The organism is Vibrio sp. TRT 1302 (assembly GCF_050113875.1).
GTDB lineage: Bacteria > Pseudomonadota > Gammaproteobacteria > Enterobacterales > Vibrionaceae > Vibrio.
Map to the genome: position 1 here is coordinate 26,334 of NZ_JBNJOF010000011.1, position 17,523 is coordinate 43,856.

Genomic DNA, 17,523 nt, shown 5'->3' on the forward strand with positions numbered 1-17,523 from the left:
CGCTTTTTTTGTGCCTGATTTGGGCTATGATTGGCAATGTTCAGTGACCTGTAAGGGATATATATGGCAGCGAAAATTGGTTCGGCAATTCAATTGCTCCTCGCTATCTCGATTTTTTATCTGGGATATTCCATCCATGCAATGACGACAAAAATCACGCATGTTGTTGATACTTATCCTAAGATGCTTGAAGACGTGAAGGGATTGTCTGAGAGCTTACAAGTCGCAGAGTGGTTAGAGATGGCTGATACCTTAGAGTCGTTAATGCCAAGCGTGATAAAAAGCGTGGATGGAGTGACGGCTGCGGTGATCGAGACCAATAAGACGGCAGCGTCTGTTGATCAGAAAATCCCAAGCATTCTCGAAGAGCTTAGCCAATATCGCCACAACGTCGTTCCTCCCTTAGTGGGTGAGGTTGAACGCTACCGTACCGATGTTCTACCCAAGGTGCTGATTGAAAGTCAGGGATACCGTCAAACAACCGTTCCACAGTTGATCAATGAGTCACAAGCATTGCGTCAAGATATCCCACCCATTTTGGTTAAGGCGGATGCGCTGGCAGTGAAAACCGAACAAATCATGGATAAGAGTCAAGAGATCGCCAAGCAGGCGACACAGGGAGCGGTGAAAGGGGTCATCCTCTCTCCGATAGATCTAATAAGAGAAGCGGGCAATGAGATCAAAGGGCGAGTAGTGAGCGAATAGTAACGCTGTCACTTTGAATTGCTGGTGGTTCTTTGACCACTTGGTAGTTAGGCCATTGCAATTGACGTCTTAGTCTATAAGATGGATTTATCTCACTTTGAGATAACGTAACTCAGGAAGGGTTACGCGTTTCCAATGGATTGTCTGTTGTATTAGGACATCTAAATGATTTTCAAGATTACTACACCTATTTTGGAGCCCACTGAAGGGTCGCCCCATAAAGCGGTATCGTCGCGCATCTCTCTCTCTTCTTTTTTTGCTTTTCCCCCTCTTAGCAATTCCTTATTGCAGCCATATTCGTTTTCTCGATTTTATTTTTCGTATTGATTCCTGATTAGGGCCATTACGTCTGTGCATCTGCACGTCTCAATAAATTTAAATAATTACGGTTTTACAGAAAATGAATACAAAACTTATCGGCAGCGCTTTAATTATCGCTGGCACAGCGCTTGGCGCCGGCATGCTTGCAATTCCAATGGTACTTGCTCAATTTGGTCTACTTTACGGCACTGTGTTGATGGTGCTTATCTGGTTTGGAACCACATACTCCGCCTTACTATTACTAGAAGCAACCATCAAATCAGGTGGCGGATTGGGGCTAAACTCAATTGCACGTAAGACGCTAGGAAAGGGGGGACAACTGTTAACGAATGCTTTGCTATACGCACTGCTTATCTGTCTGTTGATGGCCTATATTCTTGGCGCCGCAGATCTGCTCGTTCAGGCGATGAAAGCGGTTGGCGTTGAGCTCAGTTTTATGCATAGCCAAATCGTTTTCACTCTTACGACAGGCTTAATTGTTGCTTGCGGTACAGGCGTGATAGACAAGCTAAACCGTCTGCTATTCCTTGTGATGGTTGCCAGTCTATTGATGACATTAGCCATATTACTTCCTGAGTTTTCATTTGCCAATTTGAGCCAAGTGAACAATCAAGATCATCTGGGCTTAATTCAAACTAGCGCAGTACTGTTTACGAGCTTCGGCTTTATGGTGGTGATTCCGAGTCTGGTGTCCTACAACAATGAAGCAACAGATAAACAGTTACGCAATATGGTGATAATCGGTTCGGTCATTCCATTGGTGTGTTACTTGTGTTGGTTGTTTGCGGTGGTTGGTAATTTGCCGTCAGACCAATTAAAACAGTTTGCGAGTGTTTCTGAATTGATGGCTGGATTTGAGCATCAGGCTCCGTGGGTGGGTGGATTCCTTTCTGTGTTCACTGGTTTGGCGTTATTGACCTCATTCTTTGGCGTGGCGATGTCGCTATTCCATCAAAACAGCGATACGTTCAACCAGAATAGAGTGGTGACTTACGTTTTGACTTTTGTATTGCCATTAGTTGGTGCCGTATGGGCTGCTGACCAGTTCTTATCTGTATTGGCTTACGCGGGTATTATCCTCGTATTCCTTGCGGTATTTGTTCCGCTGGCGATGGTTTACAAACTACGTTTAGCTAAGACGTTAGATGAGAGATACACGGCTGAAGGTGGAGATATGATGATGATCTTTGGTTTGGTCTTTGGTGGTTTCTTACTGGTATCGCAAGTTATCTAAGGGTACTTAACGTCGAGATAATAAAAAGCCCGAGCAAAGATGCTCGGGCTTTTTTAATCGGTACAGTTTAGCAAATAACTTTAATTGCTAGGCCACCTTGAGATGTTTCACGGTACTTAGCGTTCATGTCTTTACCTGTCTCTAGCATGGTTTCGATAACTTTATCTAGAGAAACGGTTGGAGCCGACGAGCGACGCAGCGCCATACGCGTAGAGTTAATGGCTTTAACCGCAGCGATGCCGTTACGTTCAATACATGGTACCTGAACCTGACCTGCTACTGGGTCACACGTTAGGCCTAGGTTATGTTCCATCGCAATTTCAGCTGCCATACAAACTTGTTCTGGGCTACCACCCATCAGTTCGGCTAGACCAGCTGCTGCCATTGAACAGGCAACACCGACTTCGCCTTGACAACCTACTTCAGCGCCTGAGATTGAAGCGTTACGCTTATAAAGACCGCCGATTGCGCCAGAAGCAGCGAAATAACGGATGTAGTCTTTTTCAGTTACAGTCTGAATGAACTTATCGTAGTAAGCCAATACCGCAGGAATGATGCCACAAGCACCGTTAGTTGGGGCTGTTACAACACGACCACCCGCTGCGTTTTCTTCGTTAACGGCAAACGCAAACATGTTTACCCAGTCAACAACAGACATTGGGTCGTTAGTGGTTTTTTCAGAAGTCAGCAATTGTTGACGTAGTGCCGCTGCACGACGTGGCACACGTAGTGGACCAGGTAGGATACCTTCTGTATTCATACCGCGATCCATACAGTCACGCATTGTCTTCCAAATATTGGCGAAGTAAGTACGTGACTCTTCATCTGAGTGCAGAACTGCTTGGTTTTTCATCACTAGTGTACTGATAGATAAACCGTGTTCTTTACACTGATTCACAAGCTCTTCAGCGGTTGTGAATTCGTAAGGTGTTTTAATCGGGTTTTCTTCTTCTTTGCCGAAGTTTTCTTCATCAACAATGAAGCCACCACCGATAGAGTAGTAAGTCTTCGAGTACACTTTCTCGTCACCGATCCAAGCGTGGATCTGCATGCCGTTTTCATGTAGCTCTAGGTTGGTCGTATGGAAGTTCATACCACCTTCTTTCGGGAACGATACTGTATGACAGTGCATGCCAACAGGAAGGCGCTCAGTTTCTTCTACGCGTGCAATAAAGCCCGGAATAGAATCGATATCCACTTTCTCAGGGGTGTTGCCTGCAAGACCCATGATGATGGCGATATCTGTATGGTGACCTTTCCCTGTCAGTGATAGTGATCCATAAACGTCCACGGTGATTTTAGTGATGTCGCGCAATTTTCCCATTGAGCGTAAGTCATCAATAAACTCTTTACCCGCTTTCATTGGTCCCACTGTATGTGAGCTTGAAGGACCAACGCCGATCTTATAGATGTCAAAAACACTAATCATATCGATTACCTCAAAAGTAAGCCTCCCAGGGGGAGAGGGAGGCTTTTTATTATCGTTATATTCTTGGATTAATCAGACTAAATTTAGTCTTTAGATTAAAGAGCGCCGTAGATTACAGAACTAATTGCCGCAAGACCACAGATAGTTGTGAAAATCTGTACTGGAGTACTAGTTTTGTACTTAGCCATTGCAGGAACTTTCTGCATAGCGAATACAGGCATTAGGAACAAGATAGCTGCAATCATTGGAGCACCCATTGTTTCAATCATGCCTAGGATGCTCGGGTTAACGATAGCAACGATCCAAGTAGTGATAACGATGAACAGCAGAGAACCTTTTTCGATCTTGCTTACAGGCGATTTAGCGCGAGACTTGATTAGACCAACTAGACCTTCATGTGCCCCTAGGAAGTGACCGAAGTAGCTAGAAGTAATCGCTGCAAATGCAACTAGAGGACCCATGTAAGAAATCAGTGGAGATTCATGCACGTTCGCTAGGTAAGAAAGAACAGAGATGTTTTGCTCTTTAGCCAACGCTAGCTGCTCTGGAGATAGAGAAAGTACTACAGAGAACACGAAGAACATTACGAAGCCCATAAGCATCATCGCAGCACCACCAGTGATAGAGTCAGTTTTCTTAACTGCATCTTCACCGTACTGTAGGCGTTGTTCTTTAGAGAACTGAGAAATGATAGGACTGTGGTTGAAAGAGAACACGATGATAGGAATTGCTAGCCATACAACTGATGGCATTGCGCTCCAGTCTGGTGCTACTTCAATCATCGACGTGTTCCAATCAGGGATAAGGTAGAAAGAAAGAGCAAGAAGGATTGCAACAAGTGGGTAAACCATTGCTGAAGTCGCTTTTAGCATCAATTCTTTACCAAATACCACACCCGCAGTCATTGCTGCGATAAGTGCGCCTGATAGTAACCAACGAGGAATGGATTCCATACCCATTTGGTTTACTAGGAATGAATCGACCGTGTTCGTAATACCAACACCGTAAATTAGAACGATTGGGTAGATAGCGAAGAAGTAAGCAAAAGTAATAAGGTTTGCGCCAGTCTTACCAAAATGTTCTTCAACAGTGTCTGTAATGTCAGCTTCTGGGTTTTTTGCTGATAGTACAAAACGTGCTAGAGATTTATGAGCGAACCAAGTCATTGGTGCCGCGATTAGAGCAAGGATAACTAATGGCCAAAAACCACCAGCACCCGCTTTAATAGGTAGGAAAAGTACGCCAGCACCTACCGCAGTACCGAAAAGCGACAGACACCAAGTGAAGTCTTTGTAAGTAAACTTACTAGACGATTGTGCGGTTGAAGCCGCAGAAGTTGTAGTATTCATTTTGTGATACTCATTTTTGGGAACAGGAAATAAGTCGGGGGCAATTTTGCATAAAAATCTTGCAGGAAAACTAGATCTAAATCATGAATTGATGCGAGCTATGTAATGATATGTCAAAAACAGGTTTTTGCTCACGAAAATGATGTGCTACTAGTGATTTATGCTAATGCGTGATATTAGAAAAACTAATGTTGTTATTATTTTGTTTTATCTTTGTCGCAAGAAAACGGTTGCCTTATTGATAGTTAATTTAACTAATGTGAACAGAATATGTTGTTGTATGAGTAAATTAGTATTGATGCATTATATGATTCTGCATGGCGTGAATGATTTGCGCGGTCATTCCCCATATAAAGTGGTGTTGATACGACAAACCAAAGACACGATGTGAAAAATTATTAACCTTAAATTTCTGACTATGGAGGTGATTTTTATCCAGAATGATGGAGGCAGGGACTTCAAACAGCTCGTCGACCTCATTCGCATCGATCTGGATTTCGTAGTCAGGCGAGATAAACGCTAAAAAAGGTGTGACCGTAAACTTACTAATCGTCACCAGTTCAGGCATTTGCCCAAAGATCTCTATTTTATTTCTATCTATACCGACCTCTTCAAAGGTTTCTCTTAACGCTGTCTCTGCTAAGTTCGAATCGGAAGCTTCGTATTTACCGCCAGGAAAACTGATTTGACCAGGGTGGTGTTTGAGGTGCCGTGCTCGGCGCGTAAAAATGATGTTTAATCCGTGCTCGCGTTCAACGAACCCAATCAGAACTGATGCTTTACGAAGATGGCTCTGTTTTAGGTGCGCGACTCGTTTTAATGCTTCTTGGTTATAATCGACAGTCTGCAGCAACTGAAAGCGTTGAATAATGTGGTTTTTGTTTAGTTCTGACAACACGTTAGCTCCTTCATATATTTGAAAAAGGCGTAAATATGACTCATGCTTTCTACTATACTCAAACAAGCAAGGATAGCGCCAAATATGAAAGGGATTATCTTCACTGAGTTTATGGATCTGGTGGAGCAAAAGTTTGGTTTAGATGAGTTGGATAGCTTACTTTTAGCAGCGGAAGATAGCGGTGTGTACACCACAGTCGGTAGCTATGATCATCGCAAACTTGTTCGACTCATTGTACATCTCAGCAAACGCACAGGAATATCACCAGAAGAACTGCAGCGTGTATTCGGACAATCCGTTTTTAAGAACCTGTATAACAGTCTACCTCCTAATTGTAGCCTAGAAGATTGTAAATCGTCTTTTCAATTCATTAAGTTAGTCGAGGACTACATTCATACTGAGGTCAAAAAACTCTACCCAGAGGCTAACCCGCCAAGATTTGACTTTATTAGCGAATCCAGCACGAAATTGGTTTTTGACTATGTGAGTGTTCGTTGCATGTCTCATGTCTGCTTTGGTCTTATTGAAGGATGCGCTCAGTTTTACAATGATGAACTGGCAATCTCTATGGATAAGGTTTCAAGTGATGGCAGCCAAGTTAGATTTAAGGTGGAGCTGATTGGACAAGTATAATCAAAGTGGCTCGCCGTTGGAGCGTAAACTGCAGCGTGCGATAGAAGCGCGCAAGCAAGCCGAACAGTTGCTCGAAAGTAAGAGTTTGGAGCTATACCAAGCCAACCAACAATTAGAGTTAGTGTTGACGCAGCTTAAACATCAGACGCGCAGTGACCTCGATAAATTAGAGTTTGAGCAGCAGATCAATGAAGTGCTAATTCACTACGGTCGCGCCTTCCTTAGACGTACCTTAGATGATGGTATGATTGCCAGCCTATTAGAGCGATTATCCTCAACTAAAGCCATTGAACGTGCGGCACTTTTTATTGAATCCAATTTAATTTCGACCATCGAGGGAACTGAGTTTGGTCCGGTGTCTGCGCGTGAGATTAGTGCGGTAAAACCCTACTCAGTTTGGCAAGGCGATGTATTGTGTTTGCCGATCGAAATTGATCATAAAACGGCTGGTGAGCTATCTGTGCGTGTGAGCGGCACTGACATTGACCGGGATTTTATCACCAGTCAGATTATGCTCATTGGCGAACTGCTGTGTAGTGCGATTAGTCGACAGATTATTGTAACCCGTCATCAAGAAGCACGTGCTCGGGCAGAGGAGTCTGAGCGTTCAACCAAAGAGTTTGTCGCGATGATAAATCATGAGCTACGAACCCCTCTGAATGGCTTACTTGGTAGTGCTGAACTGCTTGCCAGCACACCTCTCGATGAAGAGCAGCAAACCCTACTTTCTAATCTCAGTCACTCAGGCGATCTGCTGCGCCACATTATCAACGATATTCTCGATTTCAGTAAAATGAATGCCGGAATGATGGAGCTCATTCCTTCACAGTTTACGTGGCAAGATCTGCACGACATGATTAGCGGAATTTTCCAGCCAAAAGCTCAGGAGAAGGGGGTCGGATTTAAAATTGAACGAGCAACGGAGATGCCTGCGGCGTTTATCGGTGACTTCGAGCGAATAGGACAGATTTTGGTGAACCTTGTTGGCAATGCGATTAAGTTTACCGCTCAGGGGGAAGTCAAGTTAGTTGCCAAGTGGCAAGCGGGTAGCTTATGTGTTGCCATTATTGACAGTGGCGTTGGTATCAGTAAGGAATTACACAACAAGCTTTTTACCCCTTTTGTTCAGGTCGATAGGTCGGCAAAACGAAATTTTGAAGGGACAGGCCTTGGACTGGCGATCTGCAAAAACCTAGTTGAACTGATGACGGGTGAGATCTCTTTGACTAGCGAACTGGGGCAGGGAAGTTGTTTTGAAGTCAAGATCCCGCTTAAAGTGACACAAGCCGAGCCTCATAAAGAGGCGATTAAGGAGGCGGGACTGAGTATTAAATCGTTCGACAATTTATCGATATTGGTTGTCGACGATATTCGCATGAATCAAGTCATTATCAATCAGATGTTGAAAAAACTGTCTATTACCCCAGACATTGCCACGAATGGTATTGAAGCGATCAAAGCGGTCGCTATGGGTCATTACGATATCGTCTTCATGGACTGCCGAATGCCTGAGATGGATGGCTTTGAAGCAACGACCTATCTTCGTCAACAGGAGTGTACCTTGCCTATTATCGCGCTGACGGCAGGGACGACGTTAGAAGAGCGCGAAAAATGCATCCAGTGTGGGATGGATGACATCTTAACCAAACCCTATACCGCCAAAGACTTGAAACTGATGCTCGAAAAGTGGACTTGAGATCTGTCCACTCACTCAGTAAGGACTGGAAGTATCCGGCTCAGTTTGTCGAGCGTTTCTTGATATTCGCTATCACACTGACTGTCAGCGACTAGACCACCACCGGCCCAGACATGCAATTGCCCTTGTTCAGCGACCAGTGTTCGTATTGTGATGCTGGTATCCATGTGTCCATGACGACTGATGTAACCAATACTGCCACAGTAGGCGTTACGACGATGAGGTTCCAGTTCTTCGATGATTTCCATTGCACGGACTTTGGGTGCGCCTGTGATAGAGCCTCCCGGAAAGGACGCGCGCAGTAAATCAGCGGCGCTATATTGGTCATCAAGTTGAGCGCGAATAGTGCTCACTAAGTGGTGAACGGCGGGAAAACTTTCAATGTCGAACAATTTAGGGACATGTACAGTGCCAGGTTTGGCTACTCGCCCGACATCATTGCGCAGTAAGTCGACAATCATGAGATTCTCAGCTTGATCTTTTTCAGCATTGGCTAAGTCGTTTGCAGCTTGCTGATCAATGATAGGGTCATCGCTACGTGGGCGAGTTCCTTTGATTGGTTTGGTCTCGATAAGACGCGCTTTGACTTGAAGGAAACGTTCGGGAGAAACACTTATTATCGCGCCATGTTCGGTACGAATAAATGCCGAGAAAGGCCCTTGATTGACCTGCTCAAGTTTTTGATAAGCCTGCCACTCACTCCCTTGATAAGGGGCTTTAAATCGCTGCGCCAAATTGATCTGATAGCAATCTCCTGAACGAAGATACTCCTGAACTTGTTCAAATTTGCCACGGTAGTCCTCTTTGGTCATATTAGAGCACCAAGGACCAACGAGTGCGAACGGGTCACTTTTTTCTGCTGCGTGTTGGTTCAACCATTGCCAGTGTTTATCTACGTTTTGTCCGACAATACTTGCGCTCTGAAGTTTATGATCGACGATCAGCGCCCAGTCATATAATCCGACCGCCATATCGGGTGTTTTCAGATCATGCTCTGCCAACTCAGGCATGCGTTCGACCCGACGCCCTAAGTCATACGCAAAATACCCCAAAGCACCACCAATAAAAGGAAGCTCTCCATCGTACTCAATATCGGGCAACACACGTGTCTGAACGTGTTTGATTAGCTCAAACGGGTTGGTGTCCGAGACTTCACTCTTATCAGCCATTTCTACGGTACTTCTCTCGCCCGTAGTGATGATTTTAGCGATGGGTTGTGCGACCAATATATCAAAACGACTATCAACATGAGTGGTTGAAGGTGAACGAAGCAACATTGCCCAAGGCAAAGATTCGATGTGATTAAACAGCGAAACCGCAAGGTCATTTTTATAAGGGATCGGTTTGATTTCTAAGCGATTTGGCTTGATGTTATTCATTTGTTTAATTTGTGACAAAGAGATCGTTGATTACGTGGCGTGTTGAGAAAAGCAAGAGTATCATAATGGCATCAAAGGTCGCTACACCAGTGTTTCGCAAATATAAAATCAATAAGCAAACGCTTGTGTACGGCGAGAAAAGGAAGCACAAAAATAACGAGGCATGCAATGACCGTAATTCGTCAACAGGATGTGATCAGCAGTGTAGCTGATGCGCTCCAGTACATTTCTTATTACCACCCATTAGACTTTGTCCAAGCCCTAGAAAAAGCCTATCAACGTGAAGAGAGCCAAGCGGCGAAAGACGCCATTGCTCAGATTCTGATTAACTCTCGTATGTCTGCAGAAGGGCATCGCCCAATCTGTCAAGATACTGGTATCGTCACTTGTTTCGTCAATATCGGTATGGCTGTGCAATGGGATTCGACGGATCTGACGGTACAACAGATGGTCGATGAAGGCGTTCGTCAGGCTTACACTAATCCAGATAACCCACTTCGTGCGTCGGTCCTCATGGATCCAGCGGGTAAACGTATTAACACCAAAGACAATACACCTGCGGTTGTTCATATCAACATGGTACCGGGCGACAAAGTAGAGATTCAAATCGCGGCAAAAGGCGGCGGTAGTGAAAACAAAACCAAGATGGTTATGCTAAACCCATCAGATGACATTGCTGAATGGGTTGAAAAAACATTGCCAACCATGGGTGCAGGCTGGTGTCCACCGGGTATGCTTGGTATCGGTATCGGCGGTACTGCTGAAAAAGCGGCGGTGCTGGCAAAAGAATCACTGATGGAGCACATCGATATTCAAGAGCTTATCGACCGTGGGCCACAAAATGCAGAAGAAGAGCTTCGTCTTGATATCTTCAACCGCGTGAACAAGTTGGGTATTGGTGCACAAGGTCTTGGCGGCTTAACCACAGTGGTTGACGTAAAAATTAAAACAGCACCCACTCATGCGGCATCTAAACCAGTATGTTTGATCCCTAACTGTGCGGCGACTCGTCACGTGCATTTCACTCTAGACGGTTCTGGTCCAGCTGATCTGACGCCACCGAAATTGGAAGAGTGGCCAGATATTACTTGGGAAGCGGGAGCGAACACGCGCCGTGTTAATCTCGACGAAGTAACACAGGCTGATGTTGAACAGTGGAAAACGGGTGAAACGGTACTGCTTTCAGGCAAGATACTCACTGGTCGTGATGCTGCGCATAAACGTATTCAAACGATGCTTGCAAACGGAGAAGGTCTACCAGAAGGTGTCGACTTCAAAGGCAAGTTTATCTACTACGTAGGCCCAGTTGACGCGGTCGGCGACGAAGCCGTCGGTCCAGCCGGTCCGACAACGTCGACGCGTATGGATAAGTTCACGGACATGATGCTGGAAGAAACGGGCATCATGGGTATGATTGGTAAAGCTGAGCGTGGCCCAGCAACGGTTGAGTCAATCAAGAAACACAAAGCGGTTTACTTGATGGCGGTTGGCGGCGCGGCTTACTTGGTTGCTAAGGCGATTAAGAAAGCGCGTGTTGTTGCGTTTGAAGACTTAGGTATGGAAGCGATCTACGAGTTTGAAGTGGAAGATATGCCTGTCACCGTTGCGGTTGATTCTAACGGCGCAAACGCTCACCAAATCGGCCCTGATACGTGGAAGGTGAAGATTCAGGAAATGGAATCTCAATCTTAATCACGTTTGTTAAGTTTGTGAGAAATCACAGATTTAATTGGCAGATATTTGACAAAGGTGGAGCAAAAGCTGCACCTTTTGTCTATATACTCTAATTTATTCTTATTCTAAACGTCAGGAGAGCACATGCCTCGCTTTATTCAAATTCTTCAGATAATCATTGCTGTGGTTATCGGCGCATTCGTCGGATATGACCTCATTCTTCATGGCATCAGTATCTTTGATGAAAAATACGTGACTATCACTTGTGCTTTGTTTGTGTTGCTTGAAATCGCACTGTTTGTTGTTTACAAGTTGATTGAAGACGATTAGTGCTCAACCTTAGTGTTACAACGTTAAGCCTCTGATTTTTATCAGAGGCTTTTTTGTTCATCTAGGATTAAGGTTACAATCAGTAAGCTAGTCGTCAGTGTGTATAAAAGAGATAGTGAATGAAGCATATTACTCAAGAAGTGAATGATTTAATCAGCAGAAGCGTCGATTCCCATGTTCGTATTGCAGTAACGGGTTTATCTCGAGCAGGTAAAACGGCGTTTATCAGTTCGCTAGTCAACCAACTTCTTCATACTTCCACTCACGATAACTTACCTCTGTTAAGTGCTGCTCGTGACAAGCGTTTGATTGGCGCAAAGCGTGAACCGCAAACCAATATGCTCGTTCCTCGTTTTGGTTATGATGAGGCGATGGATCATGTCCTTGCTTCACCACCGCAATGGCCTGAGCCAACGCGCGACGTCAGTGAGATACGTTTGGCGCTCAAGTATAAGCCAACCAAGAAAACTAAGAAGCTGTTTGGCAGTACGGCAAAGTTACATATCGACATTATTGATTATCCGGGCGAATGGCTTCTGGATTTACCTCTGTTGGATATGAACTTTCATCAATGGTCTCAAAAGCAATTTGAGGCGTTAAAGGGTGTACGTAAAGATCTGGCTGAGGTTTGGTTAGCGCAATTAGATAAGCTGGATCTTTCAGCGCCATTGAACGAAAAAGAACTCGCTCTCATCTCTCAGAGCTATACGGAGTTTCTTTTCTCATGCAAAGAACAAGGATTACACTGGGTACAACCGGGGCGATTTGTGTTACCCGGCGAACTGGAAGGGGCGCCTGTGTTGCAGTTTTTCCCTTGCTCCTTTGATGACAATGCCAAGGTGCCGAAAGGCTCAAACTTGGCCATGTTGAAGGCTCGCTATCAGGAGTATCAGCAAAAAGTGGTTAAGGCGTTTTATAAGCACCACTTTTCAACGTTCGATCGTCAAATTGTGCTGGTGGACTGTTTGCAACCGCTTAACGCGGGTTATGAGTCCTTTCACGATATGCGCCAAGCGTTAGAGCAAATCATGCATAGTTTCCGTTATGGTCGTAGCAGCATGCTCAAGCGCCTGTTTGCTCCGCGTATCGATAAAGTATTGTTTGCCGCAACAAAAGCAGACCATGTGACACCAGAACAGCATCCACATCTCGTCTCGCTATTACAACAAATGGTGCATCCTGCATGGCAAACCGCCTCTTATGAAAACATCGAGATGAATTGCATGACGATGGCGTCAATACAGGCGACGGAGACGGGGTATATCAGTCAGGGTGAACAGTCTTGCCCTGCCATTCGTGGAACGACGCTTGATGGAGAGGCTATGACGGTGTTTCCTGGTGAGGTGCCGAAAAAGCTTCCTGCAGCGGATTATTGGCAGAACCAAGGGTTTGAGTTCACATCATTTAGACCGAGAGAGTGGGGTGGAGATGACCCGCTACCGCATATCCGAATGGACAAGGCACTAGAGTATTTGATTGGGGATAAGCTGAGATGAGTACGTCAGATAAAACGCAACTAAAACAGAAACACGTCTTTGACCAGACGTTTGGGGATGAGTCGTCCCCCCTTCAACAAGAACTGACCTCACAGAAGCACTTTGAGCCGCAAGAAAAATTTGTACCCGCTGAAATTGAAGTTGAACATCAAGATGACCAGACAGAGCAAAATCTAGAGCAAATTATTCGGCCCCAAAAGGGTTCAAAGTGGTTTGCAACAGGGTTGCTAACTGCATTTTCAGGCTTGGTCGGGTGGCAAGCGATAGATAGCGTTGTCACTGCTATTCAAAGCGCAGATTGGCTCTCATTGGGGTGGTCAGGGTTTATCGCGACCATCGCGATGTTTGGAATTGGTTCCATTGGACGCGAACTATATAAGCTGCGTAAGCTACGCCATCACTTTAGTGTACAAGAGCAAAGTGAGGCGTTGCTTGCGGCCAATAGTGTTGGCCAAGGGAAAGCCTTTTGTCAGTCAGTAGCGAAACAGTCAGGTATTCGTACTGAATCACCAAGTTATGACCGTTGGATCAATAGCATCAATGGTTCGCACAGTGATAGCGAAGTGCTTGAAATGTATGACGCCATGGTGGTGGCGGAGCAAGATAAAATCGCCACTAAGATAGTCTCACAGCATGCGACGGAATCGGCGGCTTTGGTGGCGATTAGTCCACTTGCCATTGCTGATATGTTGCTTGTCGCGTGGCGGAACTTCAAAATGATCGACAATCTCGCAGACGTTTATGGAGTAGAGCTGGGTTACTGGTCTAGACTCAAATTGTTCAAAGCTACTCTAGTCAATATGGCTGCTGCTGGAGCGAGTGAATTGGCGGTTGATGCAGGAATGGATCTGATGTCGATGGATCTCGCCGGAAGAGTCTCTGCCAGAGCGGGTCAAGGACTGGGTGTTGGCATTCTGACCGCCAGATTGGGGCTCAAAGCGATGGCTTTACTTAGACCTTTACCGTGGAACAAAGAGCGCCAAGTTAGGTTAGGGGCGATCCGCAAGCAAATCGTTGAAAAAGTCGCCGCTATTACAATCAAATAGTGCGAATGTGAAGCAAGTAATATCAGTTTGCTTGACGAGGATCTAGGCTTAGTAGAAACTACTGTCAACTTTTCGTGACACCTTAGTTAGGAACTCATCCGTGCGTCTAGAAGTTTTTTGTGAAGACAGACTTGGTCTGACTCGTGAATTGCTCGATATTCTTGCTTCGAAAAACATTGATCTTCGCGGTATCGAAATCGATGTGAGCGGTATTATCTACCTCAACTGTCCGGATATCGACTTTGATACCTTTAGTGAGCTTATGGCTGAAATTCGCCGTATCTCAGGTGTTAATGACGTTCGAAAAATCCAATTCATGCCAATTGAACGCCACAATAATGAGCTAATTTCTCTGCTCAACAATCTGCCAGAACCGGTATTGGCTATCGATTTAAAAGGCAATGTGGATATGGCAAACCACGCCGCGTTGACCCTATTTAGTCGTGAAGAAGCGGAAATCATTGGTCATCAGATCACCTCGTTGTTGCCTAACTTCAATTTCGCTAAGTGGGTTGAAGGTAAGATAACTCGATTGAGAGAAAATATTGTCATCGGTGGTTTGGATTACATGATGGAAATCATGCCTGTCTATATCAGTGATGAGTCAAATGAGTCTGTGCTGGCGAGTACGGTGATGATCATCCGTTCCGTACAGGAAAAAGCGATATTTGATGACTCTTTGCCACTACACAATAATCTTGGGTTTGAGCATTTTGTCGGGGTGTCAAATAGACATAAGGCGCTGATTAGCCAAGCTAAGAAGCTGTCAATGCTAGATCAACCGCTGCTCATTCAAGGTGAAACGGGAACTGGCAAAGAGATGCTAGCTCGTGCATGTCATAACCGTTCAAATCGAGCTTCTAAACCGTTCTTGGTTTTGAGCTGCGCTTCGATGCCTGACGATGTTGCCGAAACTGAATTATTTGGTCACGCACCGGGTTCATTCAACCATCAGCAAGGCCATAAAGGTATATTTGAGCAAGCGAATGGCGGTACGGTTTTCCTTGATGAAATAGGGGAGATGAGCCCGCATCTGCAAATCAAATTACTGCGATTGCTACAAGATGGCACGTTTAGACGTGTCGGAGAAGAGCATGAAGTTCATGTCGATGTTAGGGTGATTGCTTCAACCAGACATCAACTGGCTGATTTAGCCGAGTCAGGCGTGTTCCGTGAAGATCTTTTTTATCGTCTCAACGTGCTTACACTCCTTATTCCACCGTTAAGGGAACGCTCAAACGATATTGCACCGCTGCTTGAGTTGTTTGTTGCTAAGTACGTAAAACAACTAGGCATATCGAAGCCGAACATCGCAGATGATTTGGCTGACCAGTTAGTGACGTATCAATGGCCAGGTAACATGCGCCAGCTTGAAAACATGGTGCTTCGCGCTTTGACCGAGCTTGAAACGGACGACTTGACGGCGGATCTTTTCCATCTTCCTCAGCTCGAAACGCCGACATCAAATGGGCCGATATTGAGTTTGGATGGTTCACTTGATGAGATCATGAAAGAGTACGAATCTCAGGTGCTAGAACGCTTATATCACTCATTCCCGTCTAGTCGTAAACTCGCCAAGAGACTCAATGTTTCTCACACCTCAGTGGCAAACAAGTTACGTGAATACGGAATAAGAAAAAATTAAATGGAAAGAGTGAGTACCCCTACTCAAGTCTTTGAGTGGGATGAGGACATCGTCGTTCGTAGTGCGGAGCCTATGGATGGAAAACTGATCTCTGATTACTTTATTGCTAACAGAGAGCATTTGAAACCGTGGGAACCCAAGCGAGACGAAGCCTTTTTTGAAGAATCCGGGTGGACTCAGCGACTCATCAAACTCGCTGAGCTTCATCGAATGGGGCTGGGCTACTATTTGCTGATCCTTGACCGTTCGACAAATGAAATGTTAGGCACAATCTCGTTTAGCAATATCTCTCGGTTCCCATTCCATGCGTGTAATGTCGGTTACTCCCTAGCACACGGTGCACAGGGAAGAGGCGCGATGACACGAGGATTAAAATTAGCGGTCAATTACATGTTCAACATTCAGAACATGCATCGCATTATGGCGAGTTATATGCCGCGCAATGTTCGCAGTGAAGCGGTATTGGAAAGGGTAGGATTTCAAAAAGAAGGCTTTGCGAAAGACTACTTGCTCATTGATGGGCAATGGGAAGATCATTGTTTAACGTCATTAGTTAATCCGAATTGGACACAAGTATGAGCACTTCGAGATTAGAACAACAGTTGGCTCTGCTCATGGAGCTTGACCAGCTTAAATCCGTACTGAGACGCACCCGAGTCAAAAGCGCGCAAGGAAGGCTAGAAAATAGTGCTGAACACAGTTGGCATGTCGCTTTGATGGCGATCTTAATGGAAGAACATGCCAATCAACCAGTAGATATTTCTCGCGTGGTGAAAATGTTGCTTCTCCACGATGTGGTAGAAATTGATGCAGGTGATACCTTTGTCTATGATGTTGCAGCGTCGGCACAGCAAGAGCAGAAAGAGCTTGAAGCCGCCCAACGTTTGTTTGGTATGCTGCCAAGTGACCAAGGTCAGTCTTTGCTAGAACTCTGGCTAGAGTTTGAATCTGCGACGACAGCAGATGCTAAATTTGCCAAAGCATTGGACAGGATTATTCCAATGCTTTTGAATTACCATAATCAGGGGCAAAGCTGGCAAGAGCATGGTGTTACACGACAACAAGCGCTAACAGTAAATCAAAAAATAGAGTACGGCTCTGAGGCTCTATGGGAAAAAGCGCAGCAAATTATTAATGATGCGACTCTCAATGGCTGGCTAAAAGCATAACGCTTTAAGAGGAATATTAATGTCATACCTAACTTTGGACGAATACCAAAGAAAATGGATTTTTACTCACCAATCTATGCCAGTTCCCGAGGCTGACTTAGAATCAATCAAACCGATGTCGCAAGCACGAGCGTCTCAGTTGTGGAAAGAAAACATCAGTGCTCAAAGTCCTGACTCAGAGCGTTTTAGCTCTAGTGACTGGCCGATGAAAGAGTCTAACTGGAAAGAGACGGTGGACTGGATGTCTGCTTGGGAGTCCGATGATGAAGCGTTACCTGCGGAAGTTGACGCTTTTATTGACTGGCAAGACGACGTTACGGTGTACTTTTGCTATGAGAAGTACAATATCATTGAGACCAAATGGTCGGTGTTTAAGAAGCATTGGAAGAATTTTCTTTTTTACGATGATGGCCCAATTTTAATAGGCCGTCGCCGTGGCGAAGCGCTTTGGTTTGATACCAAAGGCAATGTCAAAATGGGATTTCGAAAATAAAAAGAGCAGCCAATGGCTGCTCTTTT

At 45.1% G+C, this 17,523-nt stretch carries 16 protein-coding genes; 12 read left to right on the forward strand and 4 right to left on the reverse strand.

Annotated features, from left to right (window positions below):
• Positions 1 to 63: 63 nt before the first annotated feature.
• Together ACQEXP_RS13585 and ACQEXP_RS13590 are read left to right on the forward strand one after the other, a co-directional pair.
• Positions 64 to 705 carry a hypothetical protein gene (locus ACQEXP_RS13585; RefSeq protein ID WP_269376269.1) on the forward strand — a complete coding sequence of 214 codons (642 nt, stop codon included), beginning with the start codon at positions 64 to 66 and terminating at the stop codon, positions 703 to 705.
• A 400-nt stretch (positions 706 to 1,105) separates the two neighbouring features.
• Positions 1,106 to 2,260 (forward strand): amino acid permease, encoded by a 1,155-nt coding sequence (locus ACQEXP_RS13590; RefSeq protein ID WP_426970433.1) that lies wholly within the window; start codon positions 1,106 to 1,108, stop codon positions 2,258 to 2,260.
• 67 nt (positions 2,261 to 2,327) lie between these two features.
• Here the strand turns inward: ACQEXP_RS13590 and ACQEXP_RS13595 are convergent, their stop codons facing one another.
• The 3 genes from ACQEXP_RS13595 to ACQEXP_RS13605 all read right to left on the reverse strand — a co-directional run bounded on the left by ACQEXP_RS13595 (position 2,328) and on the right by ACQEXP_RS13605 (position 5,936).
• Positions 2,328 to 3,689: an L-serine ammonia-lyase gene (locus ACQEXP_RS13595; protein WP_138971179.1), complete on the reverse strand. Its 1,362-nt coding sequence runs from the start codon at positions 3,687 to 3,689 to the stop codon at positions 2,328 to 2,330.
• Positions 3,690 to 3,784: 95 nt separating this feature from the next.
• On the reverse strand, positions 3,785 to 5,038 hold the full coding sequence (locus ACQEXP_RS13600) for an aromatic amino acid transport family protein (RefSeq protein ID WP_426970434.1): 1,254 nt from the start codon (positions 5,036 to 5,038) through the stop codon (positions 3,785 to 3,787).
• A gap of 289 nt (positions 5,039 to 5,327) precedes the next feature.
• The gene (locus ACQEXP_RS13605) at positions 5,328 to 5,936 is read right to left on the reverse strand and encodes a CoA pyrophosphatase (RefSeq protein WP_426952722.1); all 609 of its coding nucleotides are present in this window, start codon (positions 5,934 to 5,936) and stop codon (positions 5,328 to 5,330) included.
• Positions 5,937 to 6,020: 84 nt separating this feature from the next.
• On the opposite strand from ACQEXP_RS13605, the gene ACQEXP_RS13610 reads away from it, so the two are divergent.
• Both ACQEXP_RS13610 and ACQEXP_RS13615 read left to right on the forward strand, forming a co-directional pair.
• Complete coding sequence (locus ACQEXP_RS13610) at positions 6,021 to 6,569, forward strand: heme NO-binding domain-containing protein (protein WP_426970436.1); 549 nt, start codon at positions 6,021 to 6,023, stop codon at positions 6,567 to 6,569.
• Positions 6,556 to 8,265: an ATP-binding protein gene (locus ACQEXP_RS13615; protein ID WP_426970437.1), complete on the forward strand. Its 1,710-nt coding sequence runs from the start codon at positions 6,556 to 6,558 to the stop codon at positions 8,263 to 8,265. The genes ACQEXP_RS13610 and ACQEXP_RS13615 overlap by 14 nt, the downstream gene beginning before the upstream one ends.
• 11 nt (positions 8,266 to 8,276) lie before the next feature.
• On the opposite strand, the gene pabB is transcribed toward ACQEXP_RS13615, so the two are convergent.
• Positions 8,277 to 9,644 carry an aminodeoxychorismate synthase component 1 gene (gene pabB, locus ACQEXP_RS13620; protein WP_426970439.1) on the reverse strand — a complete coding sequence of 456 codons (1,368 nt, stop codon included), beginning with the start codon at positions 9,642 to 9,644 and terminating at the stop codon, positions 8,277 to 8,279.
• Between the two features lie 168 nt (positions 9,645 to 9,812).
• Between pabB and ACQEXP_RS13625 the strand changes: the two genes are divergently transcribed.
• The 8 genes from ACQEXP_RS13625 to ACQEXP_RS13660 all read left to right on the forward strand — a co-directional run bounded on the left by ACQEXP_RS13625 (position 9,813) and on the right by ACQEXP_RS13660 (position 17,497).
• On the forward strand, positions 9,813 to 11,336 hold the full coding sequence (locus tag ACQEXP_RS13625; protein ID WP_138971185.1) for a fumarate hydratase: 1,524 nt from the start codon (positions 9,813 to 9,815) through the stop codon (positions 11,334 to 11,336).
• A 126-nt stretch (positions 11,337 to 11,462) separates the two neighbouring features.
• Positions 11,463 to 11,648, forward strand: coding sequence for a hypothetical protein (locus tag ACQEXP_RS13630; protein ID WP_138971186.1), 186 nt, complete (start codon positions 11,463 to 11,465; stop codon positions 11,646 to 11,648).
• 119 nt (positions 11,649 to 11,767) lie between these two features.
• Positions 11,768 to 13,144, forward strand: a complete 1,377-nt coding sequence (locus tag ACQEXP_RS13635) for a YcjX family protein (protein WP_426970441.1) — start codon at positions 11,768 to 11,770, stop codon at positions 13,142 to 13,144.
• On the forward strand, positions 13,141 to 14,190 hold the full coding sequence (locus tag ACQEXP_RS13640; protein ID WP_426970443.1) for a YcjF family protein: 1,050 nt from the start codon (positions 13,141 to 13,143) through the stop codon (positions 14,188 to 14,190). Before ACQEXP_RS13635 ends, ACQEXP_RS13640 begins: the two co-directional genes overlap by 4 nt.
• A gap of 100 nt (positions 14,191 to 14,290) precedes the next feature.
• Positions 14,291 to 15,835 carry a transcriptional regulator TyrR gene (gene tyrR / locus ACQEXP_RS13645; protein ID WP_426970445.1) on the forward strand — a complete coding sequence of 515 codons (1,545 nt, stop codon included), beginning with the start codon at positions 14,291 to 14,293 and terminating at the stop codon, positions 15,833 to 15,835.
• Positions 15,836 to 16,414, forward strand: a complete 579-nt coding sequence (gene rimJ, locus ACQEXP_RS13650; RefSeq protein WP_426970447.1) for a ribosomal protein S5-alanine N-acetyltransferase — start codon at positions 15,836 to 15,838, stop codon at positions 16,412 to 16,414. It abuts the gene before it with no gap.
• Positions 16,411 to 17,004: an HD domain-containing protein gene (locus ACQEXP_RS13655; protein WP_426970449.1), complete on the forward strand. Its 594-nt coding sequence runs from the start codon at positions 16,411 to 16,413 to the stop codon at positions 17,002 to 17,004. Before rimJ ends, ACQEXP_RS13655 begins: the two co-directional genes overlap by 4 nt.
• A gap of 19 nt (positions 17,005 to 17,023) precedes the next feature.
• The gene (locus ACQEXP_RS13660) at positions 17,024 to 17,497 is read left to right on the forward strand and encodes a DUF2947 domain-containing protein (RefSeq protein WP_269376282.1); all 474 of its coding nucleotides are present in this window, start codon (positions 17,024 to 17,026) and stop codon (positions 17,495 to 17,497) included.
• Positions 17,498 to 17,523 lie beyond the last annotated feature (26 nt).